We start from the raw sequence: 16,399 nt of genomic DNA, 5'->3' as shown, positions 1-16,399 counted from the left end.
GGGTAACGCCGTGATCCTTTTCCTCCTCTAAAAGGGCAACATTGTGATCCTTTTCTTCTTTTAAAAGGGTAACGCCGTGATCCTTTTCCTCCTCTAAAAGGGCAACATTGTGATCCTTTTCCTGCAGATCTCCGCTCTCAATTTTTCTCTGATAGCTTTTTGATCTGAGCCTCGGATGGATGTGGTACACATCTTCTTCTGAAAGCGGCGCGTTAATGGGAAGGATCACCTCAAACTTGCTTTCTTTGCCCCTTCCCTGCTGGCTTTCGTATTTTATGAGCCCTTCCAGCTCAAGCTTTCTGAGTATTTTTCTTATGCCGAGGCGTGAGCTTACTCCTGACGTTTCAATGAGGCGCTCTATTGAGTAGTGGAACTGGCTGCTTCCGAAGCGCTCCATGAGCTCCAGGAGCCTCTGAAATACGCACCAGGGCCCGGGCCCGAGCTTCCCCGGCAGTTTGCTATATCTTACCCAGAGCGGGTAGCGACCGAAGATATAGTCGATGTGCCTTCCTTTGCCGTTTTTTTCGGCCATAAAGAAATAACCCTCCAAAGGCGCCGTTTTGACTTATCCCTGGAGGGCATGGTATAATATCTTTACAAGTTTTTGTATGCCCCCGGGCATAGTCATAACGCCGCCACATTTTGAGTGTGGCTTTTTTCTTTTACTTGCCTGCCGTGGCGCTTTTGCGCCCGCCTTCTTCACCGGTATCGAGGAAGAGCTTGAAAAGCTCTTCTCCCCGAATTCTATGGAGCCTCCCGAGCCTGTTCGACCGAAGCTCACCTGACCGGATCTTTCTCCTTATGGTGGTCTGGCTCACTTTCAGTATCTGCGCGGCTTCTTCTATTGTATATATCTCGTTATCGCGAAGCTCCATAGCGACCTCCCCTAGACTTCCATTCTCCAATATTATACAATATTGACCTTAATTGGTCAACGCTTTTCTTGAGTGTTCGAAATCCAGCAGTGACCGTTCTGGAATGAGCCTCAGGAATCCGCTCTTTCTTTTCTTGCAGGAAAATTCTTCATTTTAAAGAAGCATATAGTCAGCGGGAACCGGCTAGAGTAACTCTAGTCCGGTTCCTTATTATTTTTTGCCGTAGGAGGATGGTCATGACAATGGTCAACGATGGTCAATGGTTGACGCTCACTGAGGCAAGCAATTTAACAGGGAAGAGTATCAATTCCCTTCGTTTATTGATCAGGCGGAAGAAATTGACGATGGTCAGGAAGGTCAGGGGAAAACGCGGTGACGAATGGATTATTCATCGGGAGGCTATTCATGACGTAGGTCAGGGTGATCAAGAGATGACCACGGTGACGAGGGTTGGTGACCAGGGTGACCACCCTTCAATGCCTGACGCTTGTCATGTGATCACCCTCCCGCTCGAATATTATGAGCGGCAACAGAAAGAGCGCGACCAGCTTTCCCAAGGCCTTCTGATGTACCGCTACAAATTTGAGGAGCTCGACCGGGTCGTCAAGGCCCTTCCCGCCCCCCCAGATATCATAGCCGAGGAGATCCGCCAGAAGGACTCCGTCATAAAGGAAGCCCAAAAGGTCCTCAATGATGCCCAGTATGCCATCACTCAGAAAGAGGTCGCCCTGGCGGAGCTGAAGCAGAAACTCGACGAGGCCGAGCAGGCGAAAGAGCACCTGAGAGAAGTTTGGGAACAGGCGATGGCAGACATCAAAAAGCCCTGGTGGAAAAAGGCGCTCATTGCCACTGGCATGTGGAAGTAAAAACGCCTCGCCGCTTGCTTAAAGAATATTTCACGTAAGGAGGATTTACCCTATGGTTTTCAATGAACCCACTCTGGAAAAAGCTCTTGAGGAAAAAGGCATATACATTGGCATCTAAAAGCGCCCGCCTTCCTTAAAGCTTTTACCGCCGCTCAATAGAACGAGGCAAAAAGCTTTTTCGCCGTCACTCCAAGTTTCTTGAAAAACTCATCGATTATCTTGTGGGACTCCAATGGGACGAGAATACACCCTCTGGTGAGCTTCTCGCCTCCCGTCTTCCCGAGCAGGCCTGGATAGGTTTTCCCACGGGCCTTATAGCCGTAAAGGGTCCTGAATAGATTGATGCGCTTGTTATATGAGGGCGCAGTGTCCCAGAAGAAAAGCACCCCGGTCTTCCCCTGCGCATCGGAAGAGGCATACTTGCCATAGAGCACGATGCCGTCAGCCACAAGGGCAGGGTAGAGGCTTTTCCAGACATCGGCGTTTCCCACATGGCAGCTGAAGTGTTGAGTAGAGCCTTTGAGCTTCCAGTAATCGCGGTATTTTACCGACGCATAGAAGTCCTCGGCATACCGCTCAATCTCACTCTCCAGGGCAGCCAGATCGCCGGAGGCCTCAAAAAAGATATCAATATCGCTTTTTTTCCTGAGCTCCCCTCTCGCGCCCGATCCGAAAAGAATCACCGCTCTTATCGCCTCGATGCGCCCCGGCTCCAGGTGCTCAAGCACAAAGGACACAAAATCCATGGCATAGGGAACCGCGCTGCTATATCTCATCGAGCCCCACCTCCCTGAAAAGCTCCTTAAGGGCGTTGAACTGCTCAAGCTGATCTCTCAGGCGCGAAGCCTCCACTTTCTTGCCATAGCAGAAATCATTGCGGTTCTTCTCAATGTTATAGACGAGCTCAAGAATCTCCGCCTTCCGGGGAAAATCCTGCGGGATCTTTTCAGCGAGCCGCTTTTTTGACTTCAGCCATTCATGGTGAACGCGCGCGCTCACATGGAGGAGCCTGCTCTTATGGAGGTAAAGTTCAAGCATTTCCGCCGCGCCGAGGGAGGTGAGAAAGCCTATAGCGCGCTGGTGGTTTTCTGCTCCTTTATCAACGCAGAGATCTATCGTTGAGAATGCTTCTCTCAGGGATTCAAGATGAGCTTCGATGTTCATTGTATCAGGCCTTTCCTCTTGTTGCTGTAACCTCTGTTACCACAATATTGTAACACAAGTTACAACGACATACAAGGGAAAGGAAACAAATCCTGATTTGAGCACAAAACCAGGCTTCTGTCGTCTAATACTCTTTTAGCAAAGAGATTCTGCAATAACAGAACCACTTGAAATCAATAAAGGTGGGGCTTTAAAGCTTTCCTTAAAAATTCCCACCAGGTGGGTGAGAACCCCATAAAAAACCCCACCTCGTGGGTTGATTTTTCAATGTGAGATCGCACCTCTTCACTGACCCATAGAAAAGCCCGCCACACGGGCAAAATACCGCCCCACCCCAATATCGCCAAAGAATAGTTTGACGATATTGAAGGCCTCGCTTGACGCAATATTAACCAATATGTTAATATTAACTTAAAGAGGGGGCTCAATGAAATTTTCTACCTTCACTCGTGATGGCGTTCTTCCGCCTGGCGACTATCCTCTGACGATTTCGGAGCTCCGCCGCTCTCTTCTGGTGAAAGGCCCCCGCAAAGAAATAGTGTCCTGGGACAGGGAATGGCGCTTATTCCTTGTTGACAATCTCGAGGTGCTCGCAGGCCATCTCTGGAGCGTGGGCATCACCGATCTCTATATTAACGGCTCCTTTGTGGAAAACAAGGCCCATCCCAACGATATAGACGGCTACTTTATATGCGATCTTCTCTCATGGCGCAATGTGCAGTCAGAACTGCTCCTCGTTGATGACTGCTGGACCTGGGATTCCTCTCTTCGCCGGCCCTATAGGGGCCTTCCCAAAAAGCAGCTTCCTATGTGGCATAAATACAGGGTCGAGCTCTATCCGCACTTCGGCCAGCTTGCCGGCATCCGCGATGAGTTCGGCAATGATCAGCAGTTTCCCGCGGCCTTCCGCAAGACACGCGGTGCGCCGCCGATTCAGAAAGGCATTGTGAAGTTACTCAAGGAGGGGGGCAGGAAGCGATGATACGGACAGAGAGAGAGTATCAGGAAGCGCAGAAGAGGCTTCTCGGCGATCAGGAGGTAATGGCCGCCCAGAGGAAGCGCATGGGAGAGATCGGGCTCTCGGAAGAGGATATCGAGATGGCCATGGAGCCTGCCGTGTCTTTTCATCTTCAGCTCAAGGAAGAAGTCGAATGGTATGAGCGGGTGAAAAGCGGTGACTTTCAGCCTATTGAGTACCTCAATGAAGTGGGTCACCTCCTTGTGGGACTGAGGATTTACCTCGGCTTAAGCCAGAAAGAGCTCGCCGGCCGTCTTGGCGTATCAGAGGCCCAAGTTTCCCGTGACGAGAAAAATGAGTATCATGGGATCACCCTTGAGCGGGCGCAGAAAATTCTGGAGGCACTTAAAGCCGGTGTCGAGCTGCGGGTAAAGAAGCCCTCACGCCGGTGCGCGTAACCAAGGGATTTTCGAACACCCCTTAAATTTCGCCCGATTTTCCCTTGGCCCGGGGTGAAGGTCGCCCTTGCCTATAAAAATCTCTCCAGACCCCCTGCCATGCTCCAAAATTGTCCTTCATGTTCACCCCCAGGATCCACTCTCCCGGATCTCCTCCCCGCGCTCCCTCCCCTGGTGACAGTGCCGCCCTGGTGATAACCCTCACCGTCTTCGGTTTATCACCAGGGCTTGACCAGGCCCTCTGCACCGCAGCTTTTCTCCCGGCCTGCTCACACTGCCACCAGGGCGACAACAAAGCCTTTACGTGTCTCTGTAGGCGGTCTCCTCGCCCGCCCCCTTTCCTCTGAGCTCCCGGTGCCCTGCCGGGGGTAGGCTCGTCGGCCGGTTATGTTGGGCTGGGTACTCGGCGTCATGTTGAGGGCCGGCCTTTGCCTCGCTGTTCGGTGTAACGTAAGCCCTGATAGAGGCTATGCCGCCCCCCCTGCCGCAGTTTCCCCCTTCAGACTACCCCCTCCTTGGCACACCCCCCTTTAAGGTATAGGGGCATTAAAGCTGAAGGGGGAACCCAGCTCTCAGGGGGGGCTAAAAATCGGCATTCACCCCGCGGCCCCTCTGCCGATTTTTGCACCGAAACAGCGGGCATGCCGAAGGTGCGATTATTCCGTGACAGGCCCCTTCAGCACCAGGCCGGCCCTCAACAGCTCCCGGCGCCTGCCAGAGTTTGTCGCCTCTCCCTACCCTGGCGCCCCGCATCGCCATCCCTCGACAAAGTCAGTATCCGAAAGGCCCGCTCCTCTGCCTCACGCCGGCCGTGAGCTCAGGTGCGGTCCGGCAGGCCAGACACGCCTACCATTAACTCCAACTCCGAAAAGAGGCGGCCTGGCCTGCCGGACCCATATCCTTGCTTATGACTTCCGAGAGCTCCAGGAACCGGAAGTCAGTGCACGGAAAAACCTTTAAAATCGATGACAATAAGGGTGATTATATCAAATAATGAGGAACAATTCCCGTGCGGAAACAAAAAAGGGAAGCTATTGCGTCAAAACGGAGCTATGTTTCCGAGGGGCCCATATCCCCTTCAATGAGCGTCCGCCCCCAGGGATTTGTGTGTATTCAGAAGCAGATGAGCATATGCACACCCAAAACCCCTATGCCGATTACTATTTCCTCGACGTTGTCCTCGGGCGCAACTGAAGATAGAAAAGACGGGTCGGGAAGGGCTCTGGTTCTGCGCGTACAGGACAGGGGTGTTTCACTTCCGCTCCCGCCTTTTTTCCTGGCACTGACGCACCGCTTCCCAGGATTTTTCTTTCTTCGGCCCCCCCACCGCTCTTTAATGAGAAATTCTTGGACTTTTCCGGAATTTATTGTATAATATTCTCGGGCGCGGAAATCTATAAAAATCAACCTTCCTATCCTTTGGAATTACTGCAAAAATCAGTGGGTTGGCTGCCAACTAAACAATCATCTGAAAGATATTCTGAGGGAGTCAATCGGCTCTCATATTATTGAGCACTATCCCTGGTCAACTAAGATTAGGGAACTCTGCATCATTGGGAGTAAAATCAAGAATGATTAAGTTTGGATGGATGCCTATTATCCGAATCTCTTTCATCTTTATGATAATATCTCTTGCATTGCTTGATAAATTTCAAAAGGATCTGATAAGAGATGGATTGCTATGATGAAAAGATATGTGCTTATGAAAAATATATTGAAGATGTTGAGACTTACTCTGAATCAATTACTCTGGAAAAACCTACAATAGAGAATTTGATGCAGGAAATAGGGGCAGGAAAGGATTTTATCCAAGATAAACAATCTGTCCACAGGAGCCTGCGGCTTAAAAAAAATGCTATTTTGGAAAAAGCCAAAGAAATTGATCGAATAAATACACAAATATCTAATCAGATTATGGGAATATCAAATTTATGTAATTCTCTTGCAGCAGAAGTCCAGGCATTGGTAAAAAAACAGGAAGCCGGTGTAGGAGGTGTGCTTGGAAAAGCAATATTTGGGACTATTCTTGGCGGAATGGACGGTGTCATAGATACAATCGACCTTATTAAGGAAGGCATTGGAGCGATAGTCGGTGGCAAACAACTAATGGATATACCATCTCGGATAAAGAGATGTCAAGAGCAACAAGAGGAACTAAGAAGAATATCAAGGGAACTCAATAACCATAAACTCAGATTATTTACAAAACAAAATGAAGGAATGCTGTTGGCGAATAATATGAGGTCGTTCAAGAAAGATACGATGATCCATTTGAGAAAACTACACAGAGTCAAATTCTGGCAAATCAGATTCTATAAGGGTATGATCAATGATTGCCAGAATCTATTTCATTAGAGCATGTGTCTGCGGCTTCAAATAGGAAACAACTGTTCTGATAAGATCCCTAGCAACTTTTTCGACACCAAGGGCAGAGAAGTGTCCTGTCCCACCTGTCTTTACCAGTAAAATCCCAGTTAAAATGACTGGTAAATAATGTGGGATAGGGCGTTTTCTGGGTCCCACCATTTCGCTCATCTTTCCCCTCGGTCATATCCTCAGAACCCGACTTTACTCAGCTATTGCGCCGATTTTTCCAGAATTTCTTTTATAATTTTTACGAAGGTCGACGGAAACCGGGATCAAAGTCCCTATCCTCCTACGCATCGGGCGCCCACCCACGCGCCCTGACTGGGTAGTTGCTGATAGCTGGGTGCACCGCCGCACTGCCTCCTCTGGAGGCAGCACATGAGCCGTGGTCAATCACACGCTGCAGGGTGCATAACCCTGGTATTGCCCCGGATTTCTGCAATTCACTATGAGCCTATTTGCGAGACCGGAATAAAAGTTGCCTGGATGAATTGAACAAAGATTTTCGCGAAGTCTGCCGGCCGAGCATCAGGGACAACCTCATCAATACGCATTCCTATAAAAGCCCATTGATCAGACCAGAAGTCAATCTTCACATCCCGGCCGAGTTGATCCTCGATATTCGATTTGAAGGGTAGGATTTTTTTCAGCCAGTGCTGCAATCTTGCCTGTTGTCCCTCTTTATAGAAACTGAGGAAAGTTCCCCTCCCTTCTCCAAAATGTCGTGCGAAGTTCTTGGAGTGGGATGCGAATTGCAATTCATACAGTCCATTGGATATTCTGCCCGGGTATCGGATGCGCATCCAATTTTTACCTTCTTCTGTCCTGTCTGCAAAGTTTACCAGATCTGGAGGCAGCATCCGGCGCATTTCTTCGCATATACTGTGAAAGAACGGATAATAGCAGCTTTTGCTTGGGAATTTCTTGGCACTCCTGATATCCTCCTGCGAAAATTTCTGCCTCTTTGCGCTCGATTCGCCGAGCGGCAGCTTCCCGGATTCCCTGTCGGCAGTATACTGCTTGGCGTTGGTGCTCTCTGTGATATTGGCGGACTCCACTCCATTGTCCCGCTGAAAGTTCCAGATGGCGTGATCCAGGAGCCTCGGAGTCAGATGCTGGAACTCGGGCTTCAGCGACCGGCAGGCCTCTGTGATCAGGAGTTGCGCCTCTTCCATAGATATAGCCCGTCCCAGGGCGCGCTGCAGGAACCTCGTAATCATCCTATCCGGCTTGACTAAATCGTCGTTTCCGGAAAGCATGAAAAAGTAACGGAGCGACAGTCCACTGGCCTGCCCCGGGATGTTTCGTATCTCCGCCTCGAAGGTATAGTCGTCATACAGCTTTGTGATATCCCTCATTACATCAACCTCATGGGCCCTCAAGATGCACGCGAACCTGAGCACCGCCTCGGCCTTCAAAATCCCACTGCTGGTGGATGTTCTCTGCCTGTTTGAATATATGGATTCGACGAAGTAATCGACCCCATAACGCCGGTATGCCTCAATCATCTCCTGCAGCGTCTGCTGGTCAGGGGTGCCCTGGCTTATGCGAAAAAAATTGCAATATCTCCCGATTACATTCTTCACAGACTCGTACCGGACGCTAATAGAAAATATGGCGTCGATAACGCATAGCGGAAGACTCCCATAACCATACTCCGCTCCGAGCTTTGTATCTGCAAGACCGAGTGTACTCCTGCAGAAATCTGCAAGCTTGGCGATGTCAATGTCGTCCAATTGTGGTGGACCTCCTTGGTATTATGCCAGAATCGACGGTACTATCTGGAGTCTATCAGAAAGAGAGAGCAACTGACCACCCCTCCTTCTGATTTTCCCCGGCCTCCAGATAGATTCCTGTTAAAGAAAAGTGGGAAAGAGGGGGCGTTTTCTGGTAAGGGGAAGTGGGCTGGGACATTGTGCGTAGGTTATGCGGCTGAAGGTGTCGGTTTTGTGCCTCCCCCCGGGGGCGCCGCACCAGACGCACTTTCCCCCTTTTCTCCGAACCGGGCGCCTGGCGCGACCGCCCCCTCACTTTGACCTCCTGGGCGGTGGCTGGGAGCACGGCGAATGCAAGCCCGCCGGTGTCTCGATGCGGCGGGTCGTCAAAGGGCGCCCTTTGACGACATTCGCCTTAGGCGGGTGAGGTGCAGTGCGGGGGTTTCACTTGCGCGAACGTTTGCATTCGCAAACCCTGCGGGTCGTCAAACAGGTTTGTTTGACGACATTCGCGCCGTATCCCTCGACAAAGCCTGGTGCCGAAAGGGCCGCTTTTCTGCTACACGCAGCCTGTGCGCTCAGGTGCGGTCCGGCAGGCCAGACACGCCCACCATTGCCTTCAACCCTGAAAAAGGGCGGCCCGGCCTGCCGGACCACTCTTTCCCAATACTCTCCGAGAATTCCCGTGCGGAAACAAAAAAGGGAAGCTATTGCGCAAAAAGGCAGCTATGGTGCCGGTTGGTCTAGTATTGTCGCATTTTTTATTATATCTTTTAGACGGAAAACTAGTAACAAGCCAAAAGCAGCTATGTTTTTCCGACGCGCCTACTTGCGAGACATTCGCCCCGTTGGTTCCACATCCCAGGCTCATTGAAAATGCTATAATACTCTGGAACTATCTGTACCTATCTCATAAATTAATAGACAAATAAAGCAAAATATCGAAGACAGGATCTGGTCGATTCAATACGGAATGGATCTATCGTTTTCTTTAATATTTCAATCTCCACGGCGAATATGATTTCTCCAAAAATTTATGGGAGGCCAATATGACCAAAACCCCTGATGAAGTTTTAACGGAAGTAATTATTGCCGCTTTCCGTGAGAAGAAATTAGCTTCCGAAATCAATCTTAACGCCATCGCTGTTGGCCTGTCGGGTGGCAGTCTAACTGCCGAGGATTGGCGGTTGTTTGCCAATACCGAAATCAATAAATCTGGGGAGGTTGGGGATGGCAAAGCGAATTGAAAAACTTATTATTCAAGGTTTTCGAGGTGCCACTTGTCCCGTTGAAATTAATTTCGACACTACCAAGCCAATTGTCATGATCTTCGGTGAAAACGGCACAGGCAAGTCAAGCATTGTCGATGCCATTGACTTTGTCTGCAATGGGGAACTCGGTTCATTGACCTATCGAAGTTCTACCAGCCCAAAGAGTCACTTGCCAGCTCTTGGCAGTGACACTAAAAACCTTAAGATTGAGCTTTCGCTTGATGGTCGGGCATGGACCGCGATATTTGGAAAGAAAGGGCCGGAGATCACTGGATCCCCAGACCGTCCCACGGCCCGTATTTTGAGACGAAGTATAATTCTTGATATAGTAGATGCCCAACCCAAGGAACGCTATGAGGCGCTTCAGACATTCATTGCCGTTCCGAGCGTACAGAGGGGTGAAATTTCATTGCGGGAAGCATTGAAGAGGAGCGAGCAGGAATTGAACGAGGCAAATCGTTCGGTGCTGCAGGCGAATGAATCGTTAGAGACTTTATGGAAAGCAGAAAATAGTCTTGGTACGGATTATTGGGTATGGGCCAAGAGTGAGTCAGCCAAGAATCCCGCGGCCTTAGTTGCAGAAATCCGTGCTATCGACACAACTTTTAAAGAACTTTCTTTGTGCCTCCAGGCACGTACAAGTTTTCTCGATGCCGAAACAAATAACAATGCGGCAAAAGAATCGTTAAAGAAAGCGAAAGAGATTTTCGCCGTTGCCCAGGCAAAGGCAATAGGTGCAAATGAAAGTCTTATCAATTTACTTAAAGACACCGAAGTCTATCTTAAGAAAAATACGGACGTCAAGAATTGTCCCGTTTGTGAGCAGATTGTTGATGCCAACCAACTTCAAACAAGAATTGCCAATCGCCTTGCCGAGATTAAAGATGCTGTTGAGCTCAAGAAGATTGTTGATACTGCAGATAAGAATGTCACCGATACTTTTGCCATTGTACAAAATCAGCAACTGGCTTTTATTTCGGCAGTCAAGAGATTGGCAACTTCAGTGAAGAACTCTGCCCTTCCCGAGCTTATGGCGCTCGGGATCGACTGGTCAAAGTTTTCTCACTTCCTCAATCCCGAACCCCAATCTTCGGAGCCGGCGACAGTCATGGAGTCAAGAGATTTATTGAAAATCTTCGAAACTTGTCAAACACCGCTGAAGATTAAGCACACAAATTCCAGCAAATCTCTTGCCCAACTTAATGCCATCAAAAATCACGTTAATTTGGTCGAAGAGAAAAAAGCTTGCGCAGAGAATCTTACCAATCTTTCAACAAAGCTCTCGGCCATGTTGGAGGTTGTAGAAAAAGCCAGAAAGGCCTATGTAACGTCTATTCTGGCAGCAATTTCTGGAATTGTTCAGGATTTGTATTTGGAGGTTCATCCCGACGAGGGGATAGGCGGGATCCGCTTTTATCTTAAGCCCAACGTCCAAGGCTCTCTCGAGTTCGACGGAAAGTTCCAGTCCGCAACGGAAGTTCCTCCTCAAGCCTATTACAGCGAATCTCATCTGGATACATTGGGTGTTTGCATCTTCCTGGCGTTTGCAAGGCACTTTCATGACGGTAACACTATCGTTGTATTGGACGATGTTGTCACTTCTGTAGATCAAGCTCACGTGGCGCGATTCATGAATATGCTACACACAGAGGCTGCGCGGTATAACCAATTGATCGTCACAACCCACTACCGGCCCTGGCGAGAGAGATACCGATTTGCTCGCGGTCCTGCCGCCAATGTGCAACTTGTTGAACTTTTGCACTGGTCATTGTCTCGTGGAATACGGCATACTAAAACGAAACTCGCCATTGACGATCTAAAGGCACTACAGATGGTAGAGCCACTAGAACGCCAGTCCGTTTCTTCGAAAGCGGGTATTTTGATGGAGAGCCTGCTTGATCATCTCGCATTGCTGTATGAGTGTAAGGTGCCCAGAAAAGCCGAGCCTGATTATACTCTCGGCGAGCTCACAAGCTGTATTCCCGGCAAACTTCGAAAAGTGCTTAAAGTTCAACACATGTCGCAAAGCAACTCGTCTCAGGAAGTCGTCGCTGAGATCGCCATTGAAAGTCTTCTGACGGAAATTTCTTCCCTCAGCTGGATCCGTAATAAAGTGGGTTGTCATTGGAATCTTTCCGGTATCGAAGTGAGCGATGCTGAAGTAAATGAATTCGTAAACTTAACAATTAAGTTCGCCGAATCTTTGATCTGTGAGCACTGCGGGGAAATTCCTCGTGTCGAGAAATCCGGATCATATCATCAGTGCGGGTGTGGGAGAACGAGATTATATCCTTGCAACAATCCTGATTAATATAGGTCATAACCCAATAGAGATCGCGAAAAGGGCCACCCATGAAGGGGTCACCCTCGGATCGTTGCATTTCCGGGCGCGGTTTGGTAATTTTCACAAAACCATTGATTCTCCCCCCCTCATTCTCTCCTCCAAAGGAAGAAACCCCTTCATAGCCGAATTTCTATATTCAGATCCATGGGGGAACATTAAAAATGCCTATGACCATACCCGATCAGATCATTAATAAAGTTGACGAAGTTAAGAACTTATACGAGCGCTTAATACTCATTGTCTCTCCTTCCGGCTCCGGTAAAACATCTGCTCTTCAAGAAGTCTCAAGTCGTACCGGTGCTCCTATTGTTAATGTTAACCTGGAGCTTTCTAAATGCCTTTTAGACCTTGGTCAAAAAAAGCGCCAACTTAAATTACCCACCCTTCTCGATGACATTATCAGGAAAAGAGAAGATACATTACTCTTGCTTGATAATATCGAGTTACTATTTGACACAAATCTTAAATTAAAGCCACTTTCTTTATTGCAGACAGTGTCACGCAATAAGACCTTAGTGGTATCCTGGAATGGCCATATTGCCAATGATCGCCTGCTATATGCGGAACCCGGCCACCATGAATATAGAGAATGTGATATAAAGGGGCTTCAGTTAATCAGCCCGGATCTTTAAGTATAAAAATTCTACTTGTGTATGTGGAGGAATGTATGAAATATAGTGAGCTTATCGAATTTGATCCTATTGAAACAGTGGTTCAGCTTCGCGATGCCGACAAGGAGGCGAGTGCCCGGCAGCTGGTTTCCAGTTACGTCATCTCTGAAGAAATGGCTGAAAAGTTGAGCGCATTTGTCTTTCCTCAACTCCAATATGAAACGCCAAAAGATAATAAGGGAATTCTTGTGGTGGGAAATTACGGTACTGGAAAATCACATCTAATGTCGGTCATTTCCAGTATTGCTGAGCGCGCCGATCTGGTCGATTCGCTCACGAATGCCTCTGTGGCGAAATCCGCCTCTCAGATCGCCGGCAAATTTAAAGTCGTGAGAACTGAGATTGGTGCGACTGAAATGTCGTTAAGAGACATTGTTGTGACGATACTTGAAGAACATCTATCGAGCAATGGCATTAACTATACCTTCCCAAATGTGAAGAATGTTATCAATAACAAAAGATCTTTTGAAGAAATGATGGCAAAATTCCATGAGGTATATCCAGACCACGGTCTCTTACTGGTAGTGGACGAATTACTTGATTATTTGAGGAGTCGTGAGGATCAGCCACTTGTCCTCGATCTAAACTATTTAAGAGAAATTGGGGAGGTCTGTAAAGATCTGCGCTTTCGCTTTATTGCCGGTGTCCAGGAGGCCATTTTTGATAGCTCGAGGTTCGCCTTTGTCTCAGAAAGCCTCATTAGGGTTAAAGATCGGTTTGAGCAACTCCTCATTGCTCGCAATGATATTAAGTTTGTGGTGTCTGAGCGCTTATTGAAGAAAACAACCCATCAACAGGCCGAGATTCGAGATTATCTCACCAAGTTTTCAAAATTTTATGGAAATATGAATGAGCGTATGGATGAATTTGTCCGTCTCTTTCCTATTCATCCTGATTATATCGACACTTTCGAGAGAATTACCGTTGCTGAGAAGCGCGAGGTATTAAAAACCCTCTCTCTCACTATGAAAAATATGTTTAATCAGGAAGTTCCTGCCGATTTTCCCGGGATCATTGCCTATGATAATTACTGGAATATATTAAAAACCAACTCTGCCTTTAGAGCAGTCCCCGCGATTAAAGCCGTCATAGACTGCAGTGAGGTACTCGAATCTCGTGTGAAGCAAGCCTTCCCCAGGCCAGCTTATAAGACGATGGCCATGCGCGTCATTCATGGTCTCTCAATCCACCGCCTGACAACAGGTGATATATATGCTCCTATCGGTGCGACCCCCGAAGAGCTTCGTGACAATCTATGTCTTTATCAACTGGGTATAGAAGACCTGGGCGGTGAGCCTGCAGAAGATCTTCTCACCCAAGTCGAGTTAGTCCTCAATGAAATACATAAGACCGTAAGCGGCCAGTTCATCTCTTCAAACAAAGAAAATCGCCAATTCTACATCGATCTTAAAAAGACTGATGATTACGACGCCTTGATAGAGAAACGCGCTGAAAGTCTTGATAAACAACAACTCGATCGTTACTTTTATGAGGCCCTAAAAAGAGTAATCGAATGCACTGATACGACATATGTGAATAACTATAAAATCTGGGAGCATGAGGTGGAATGGCAGGAAAGAAAAGCCGCACGTCTTGGTTACCTTTTTTTTGGCGCTCCGAATGAGCGCTCAACGGTAGTGCCGCCTCGTGACTTTTACCTCTATTTTATTCAGCCATTCAAGCCACCACCTTATAAAGACGAAAAAAAATCTGACGAGCTATTCTTTCAGCTCACAGGCACAGATGAATCGTTCCTGACATCGCTTCGCCATTATGCTGCCGCAATCAATCTTTCCTCATCATCCTCTGGTAATGCTAAGATTATCTATGAGAATAAAGCAAGCGAATATATTAAAGACTTGGTGAAATGGCTTGAAGCGAACATACAAACCGCCTTTAAGATCACTTACCAGGGGTCGACAAAACCCCTCATCGAATGGTTGAAAGGCAAGCTTTCCCTGGGAGGTGGCGCCCAGACCAACGTTCGCGACGTGGTGAATGCCGTAGCTTCAGTATGCTTGTCGTCACAGTTTGAGGAAGACGCTCCCGAATATCCCTTCTTTTCTGTGCTCATTACCAATACAAGCCGCTCACAGGCAACACAAGAGGCACTGCGCTGTATAACCAGCACCAATAAGACCAAACAGGGTACTGCCATACTTGATGCACTTGGTCTTTTAGACGGTGACCGCATAGATGTATATAAATCCAGATATGCGAAGCACATTTTAAATGAGCTCAAGAAGAAAGCCCATGGGCAGGTCCTCAACCGGGCAGAGCTTATACACGATGATATGGGTGTCGAGTTTATGGCTCCTGATACCATGAGATTGGAGCCAGAGTTGGTCGTCGTTCTTCTCGCCTCCCTGGTATATTCAGGGGACATCGTTTTATCCGTTACCGGCAAGAAATTTGACGCAACAAACCTTCAGGAAATCTCAGCAAGCTCAATAAATGATCTTATAAGCTTCAAGCATATTGAAAAGCCAAAAGAGTGGAACATCCCTGCAATTAAGGCATTATTTGAGTTAGTAGAACTCACGCCAGGAATGGCTCAACTGATTGCCTCGGGAAAGACAGAGCCGGTCCAGGAGTTGCAGAACAAAATTGCAGGCGTCGTGAGCCGGCTCGTTTTCGCAATGCAGGATATTCAGGATGGAATACCCTTCTGGGGACAACCCTTGCTCACCGCAGCCGATGTTAAAAAATTTAAAGAGTGCCTCCAAAAGACCAAATCATTTCTTGAGTCATTGCAGGCGTATTCATCGCCTGGCAAGCTAAAAAACTTTCGCTATGGCGTTACTGAGGTAAAATCCCATGAAGAGGGCTTTAATGCCCTTAAAGACTTGGACTCCTTACTCGTGCTAGTGAAGGATCTCGGTTCTCTGTCTTCTTACATGTCTACGGCAGAAGCAATTCTGCCTGAAGATCACGCTTGGGTGGATAAAATGCGGAAAATAAGACTCGATGTTTTAGGGCAAATTTCCGATCCCAAGGCGCGTGCTAATCCAGCTTTTCGCCAGAAAACGTCCCAGACTCTCAGCGAACTTAAAATAGAATATATCAGCATATATATTTCACTTCACTCCAAGAGACGTCTGGATACAAAGGCTGATAAGAAAAAGGGCGCTCTTATCACCGATTCAAGACACGAAAAACTGAAGCTGCTCGCTACTATTGAGATTATGCCCTCTTCACAATTGGTTGATTTTCAGAATCGCCTGGCAGCCCTTAAAACCTGCCCTCACTTGATGGAATCGGATCTCAATTCAGCACCACTTTGCCCCCATTGCTCTTATAAGCCGAGTATCGAAAAAGATACCTCCTCGGCGGCAACCTTATTGGCTCAGTATGATAATGAACTTGATCGGTTCGTATCGGACTGGACTCAAAGACTTATCACTAATCTCAGTGAGCCCACTATTCAGAGCAATATTAATCTTCTTAAACCTGATGTAAAAAATACTCTTGAGGCTTTCCTGGCGAGCAAGGTCTTACCTGATCCTCTCGACAACGATTTTATTTATGCACTCAAAGAAGTGTTCTCTGGTCTGGTAAAAATTGAAATTAAGACCCAGATGCTCAAAGATGCATTGTTGGCAGGTGGCTCTCCGGTGACTGTCGGTGAAATGCGGGAAAGATTTGAGAAATTCATGGGAGAAGTTACCAAGGGAAAAGAGCATGATAAGGTAAGGATAATTTTGGAGTGA

13 protein-coding genes are annotated in these 16,399 nt (G+C 47.9%); 8 read left to right on the top strand and 5 right to left on the bottom strand.

What is annotated here, in order from left to right; translation table 11 throughout:
* Positions 1-532 (bottom strand): SgrR family transcriptional regulator (locus RDU59_11870; protein MDQ7839174.1); only part of this gene is annotated, 532 nt, incomplete at its 3' end.
* A 130-nt stretch (positions 533-662) separates the two neighbouring features.
* Positions 663-875, bottom strand: a complete 213-nt coding sequence (locus RDU59_11865; protein ID MDQ7839173.1) for a helix-turn-helix domain-containing protein — start codon at positions 873-875, stop codon at positions 663-665.
* A gap of 236 nt (positions 876-1,111) precedes the next feature.
* Here RDU59_11865 and RDU59_11860 point away from each other — a divergent pair, with 236 nt between their 5' ends.
* Entirely contained in the window at positions 1,112-1,741 is a 630-nt protein-coding gene (locus RDU59_11860) for a hypothetical protein (protein ID MDQ7839172.1), read from the top strand.
* Between the two features lie 152 nt (positions 1,742-1,893).
* Here the strand turns inward: RDU59_11860 and RDU59_11855 are convergent, their stop codons facing one another.
* Entirely contained in the window at positions 1,894-2,517 is a 624-nt protein-coding gene (locus RDU59_11855) for a nucleotidyltransferase domain-containing protein (GenBank protein ID MDQ7839171.1), read from the bottom strand.
* A complete protein-coding gene (locus RDU59_11850) occupies positions 2,507-2,905 on the bottom strand; it encodes a hypothetical protein (protein MDQ7839170.1) in 399 nt (132 codons plus the stop codon). The genes RDU59_11855 and RDU59_11850 overlap by 11 nt, the downstream gene beginning before the upstream one ends.
* 427 nt (positions 2,906-3,332) lie before the next feature.
* Here RDU59_11850 and RDU59_11845 point away from each other — a divergent pair, with 427 nt between their 5' ends.
* From RDU59_11845 to RDU59_11835, 3 genes are all read left to right on the top strand, one after another.
* The gene (locus RDU59_11845) at positions 3,333-3,887 is read left to right on the top strand and encodes a hypothetical protein (GenBank protein MDQ7839169.1); all 555 of its coding nucleotides are present in this window, start codon (positions 3,333-3,335) and stop codon (positions 3,885-3,887) included.
* Positions 3,884-4,321: a helix-turn-helix domain-containing protein gene (locus tag RDU59_11840; GenBank protein ID MDQ7839168.1), complete on the top strand. Its 438-nt coding sequence runs from the start codon at positions 3,884-3,886 to the stop codon at positions 4,319-4,321. Before RDU59_11845 ends, RDU59_11840 begins: the two co-directional genes overlap by 4 nt.
* A 1,671-nt stretch (positions 4,322-5,992) precedes the next feature.
* Positions 5,993-6,676: a hypothetical protein gene (locus tag RDU59_11835; GenBank protein MDQ7839167.1), complete on the top strand. Its 684-nt coding sequence runs from the start codon at positions 5,993-5,995 to the stop codon at positions 6,674-6,676.
* Positions 6,677-7,134: 458 nt separating this feature from the next.
* On the opposite strand, the gene RDU59_11830 is transcribed toward RDU59_11835, so the two are convergent.
* Positions 7,135-8,424: a hypothetical protein gene (locus RDU59_11830; protein MDQ7839166.1), complete on the bottom strand. Its 1,290-nt coding sequence runs from the start codon at positions 8,422-8,424 to the stop codon at positions 7,135-7,137.
* A gap of 1,028 nt (positions 8,425-9,452) precedes the next feature.
* Here RDU59_11830 and RDU59_11825 point away from each other — a divergent pair.
* The 4 genes from RDU59_11825 (at position 9,453) to RDU59_11810 (ending at position 16,399) form a co-directional block, all read left to right on the top strand.
* On the top strand, positions 9,453-9,650 hold the full coding sequence (locus tag RDU59_11825) for a hypothetical protein (protein MDQ7839165.1): 198 nt from the start codon (positions 9,453-9,455) through the stop codon (positions 9,648-9,650).
* A complete protein-coding gene (locus RDU59_11820; GenBank protein MDQ7839164.1) occupies positions 9,634-11,985 on the top strand; it encodes an AAA family ATPase in 2,352 nt (783 codons plus the stop codon). The genes RDU59_11825 and RDU59_11820 overlap by 17 nt, the downstream gene beginning before the upstream one ends.
* A 194-nt stretch (positions 11,986-12,179) precedes the next feature.
* Positions 12,180-12,650 carry a BREX-3 system P-loop-containing protein BrxF gene (gene brxF, locus RDU59_11815; GenBank protein ID MDQ7839163.1) on the top strand — a complete coding sequence of 157 codons (471 nt, stop codon included), beginning with the start codon at positions 12,180-12,182 and terminating at the stop codon, positions 12,648-12,650.
* A 35-nt stretch (positions 12,651-12,685) separates the two neighbouring features.
* A complete protein-coding gene (locus RDU59_11810; protein ID MDQ7839162.1) occupies positions 12,686-16,399 on the top strand; it encodes a DUF6079 family protein in 3,714 nt (1,237 codons plus the stop codon).

It is taken from the genome of Thermodesulfobacteriota bacterium, from assembly GCA_031082315.1.
GTDB lineage: Bacteria > Desulfobacterota > QYQD01 > QYQD01 > QYQD01 > QYQD01.
Note: the sequence above shows the minus strand (reverse complement) of the source record. Positions and strands in the feature narration are given on the sequence as shown.

Bases quoted from the DNA above. Each gene is read 5' to 3' on its own strand.
- RDU59_11865 (MDQ7839173.1), bottom strand. From the start codon at position 875: ATGGAGCTTCGCGATAACGAGATATATACAATAGAAGAAGCCGCGCAG.
- RDU59_11860 (MDQ7839172.1), top strand. From the start codon at position 1,112: ATGACAATGGTCAACGATGGTCAATGGTTGACGCTCACTGAGGCAAGC.
- RDU59_11855 (MDQ7839171.1), bottom strand. From the start codon at position 2,517: ATGAGATATAGCAGCGCGGTTCCCTATGCCATGGATTTTGTGTCCTTT.
- RDU59_11850 (MDQ7839170.1), bottom strand. From the start codon at position 2,905: ATGAACATCGAAGCTCATCTTGAATCCCTGAGAGAAGCATTCTCAACG.
- RDU59_11845 (MDQ7839169.1), top strand. From the start codon at position 3,333: ATGAAATTTTCTACCTTCACTCGTGATGGCGTTCTTCCGCCTGGCGAC.
- RDU59_11840 (MDQ7839168.1), top strand. From the start codon at position 3,884: ATGATACGGACAGAGAGAGAGTATCAGGAAGCGCAGAAGAGGCTTCTC.
- RDU59_11835 (MDQ7839167.1), top strand. From the start codon at position 5,993: ATGGATTGCTATGATGAAAAGATATGTGCTTATGAAAAATATATTGAA.
- RDU59_11825 (MDQ7839165.1), top strand. From the start codon at position 9,453: ATGACCAAAACCCCTGATGAAGTTTTAACGGAAGTAATTATTGCCGCT.
- RDU59_11820 (MDQ7839164.1), top strand. From the start codon at position 9,634: ATGGCAAAGCGAATTGAAAAACTTATTATTCAAGGTTTTCGAGGTGCC.
- brxF (MDQ7839163.1), top strand. From the start codon at position 12,180: ATGCCTATGACCATACCCGATCAGATCATTAATAAAGTTGACGAAGTT.
- RDU59_11810 (MDQ7839162.1), top strand. From the start codon at position 12,686: ATGAAATATAGTGAGCTTATCGAATTTGATCCTATTGAAACAGTGGTT.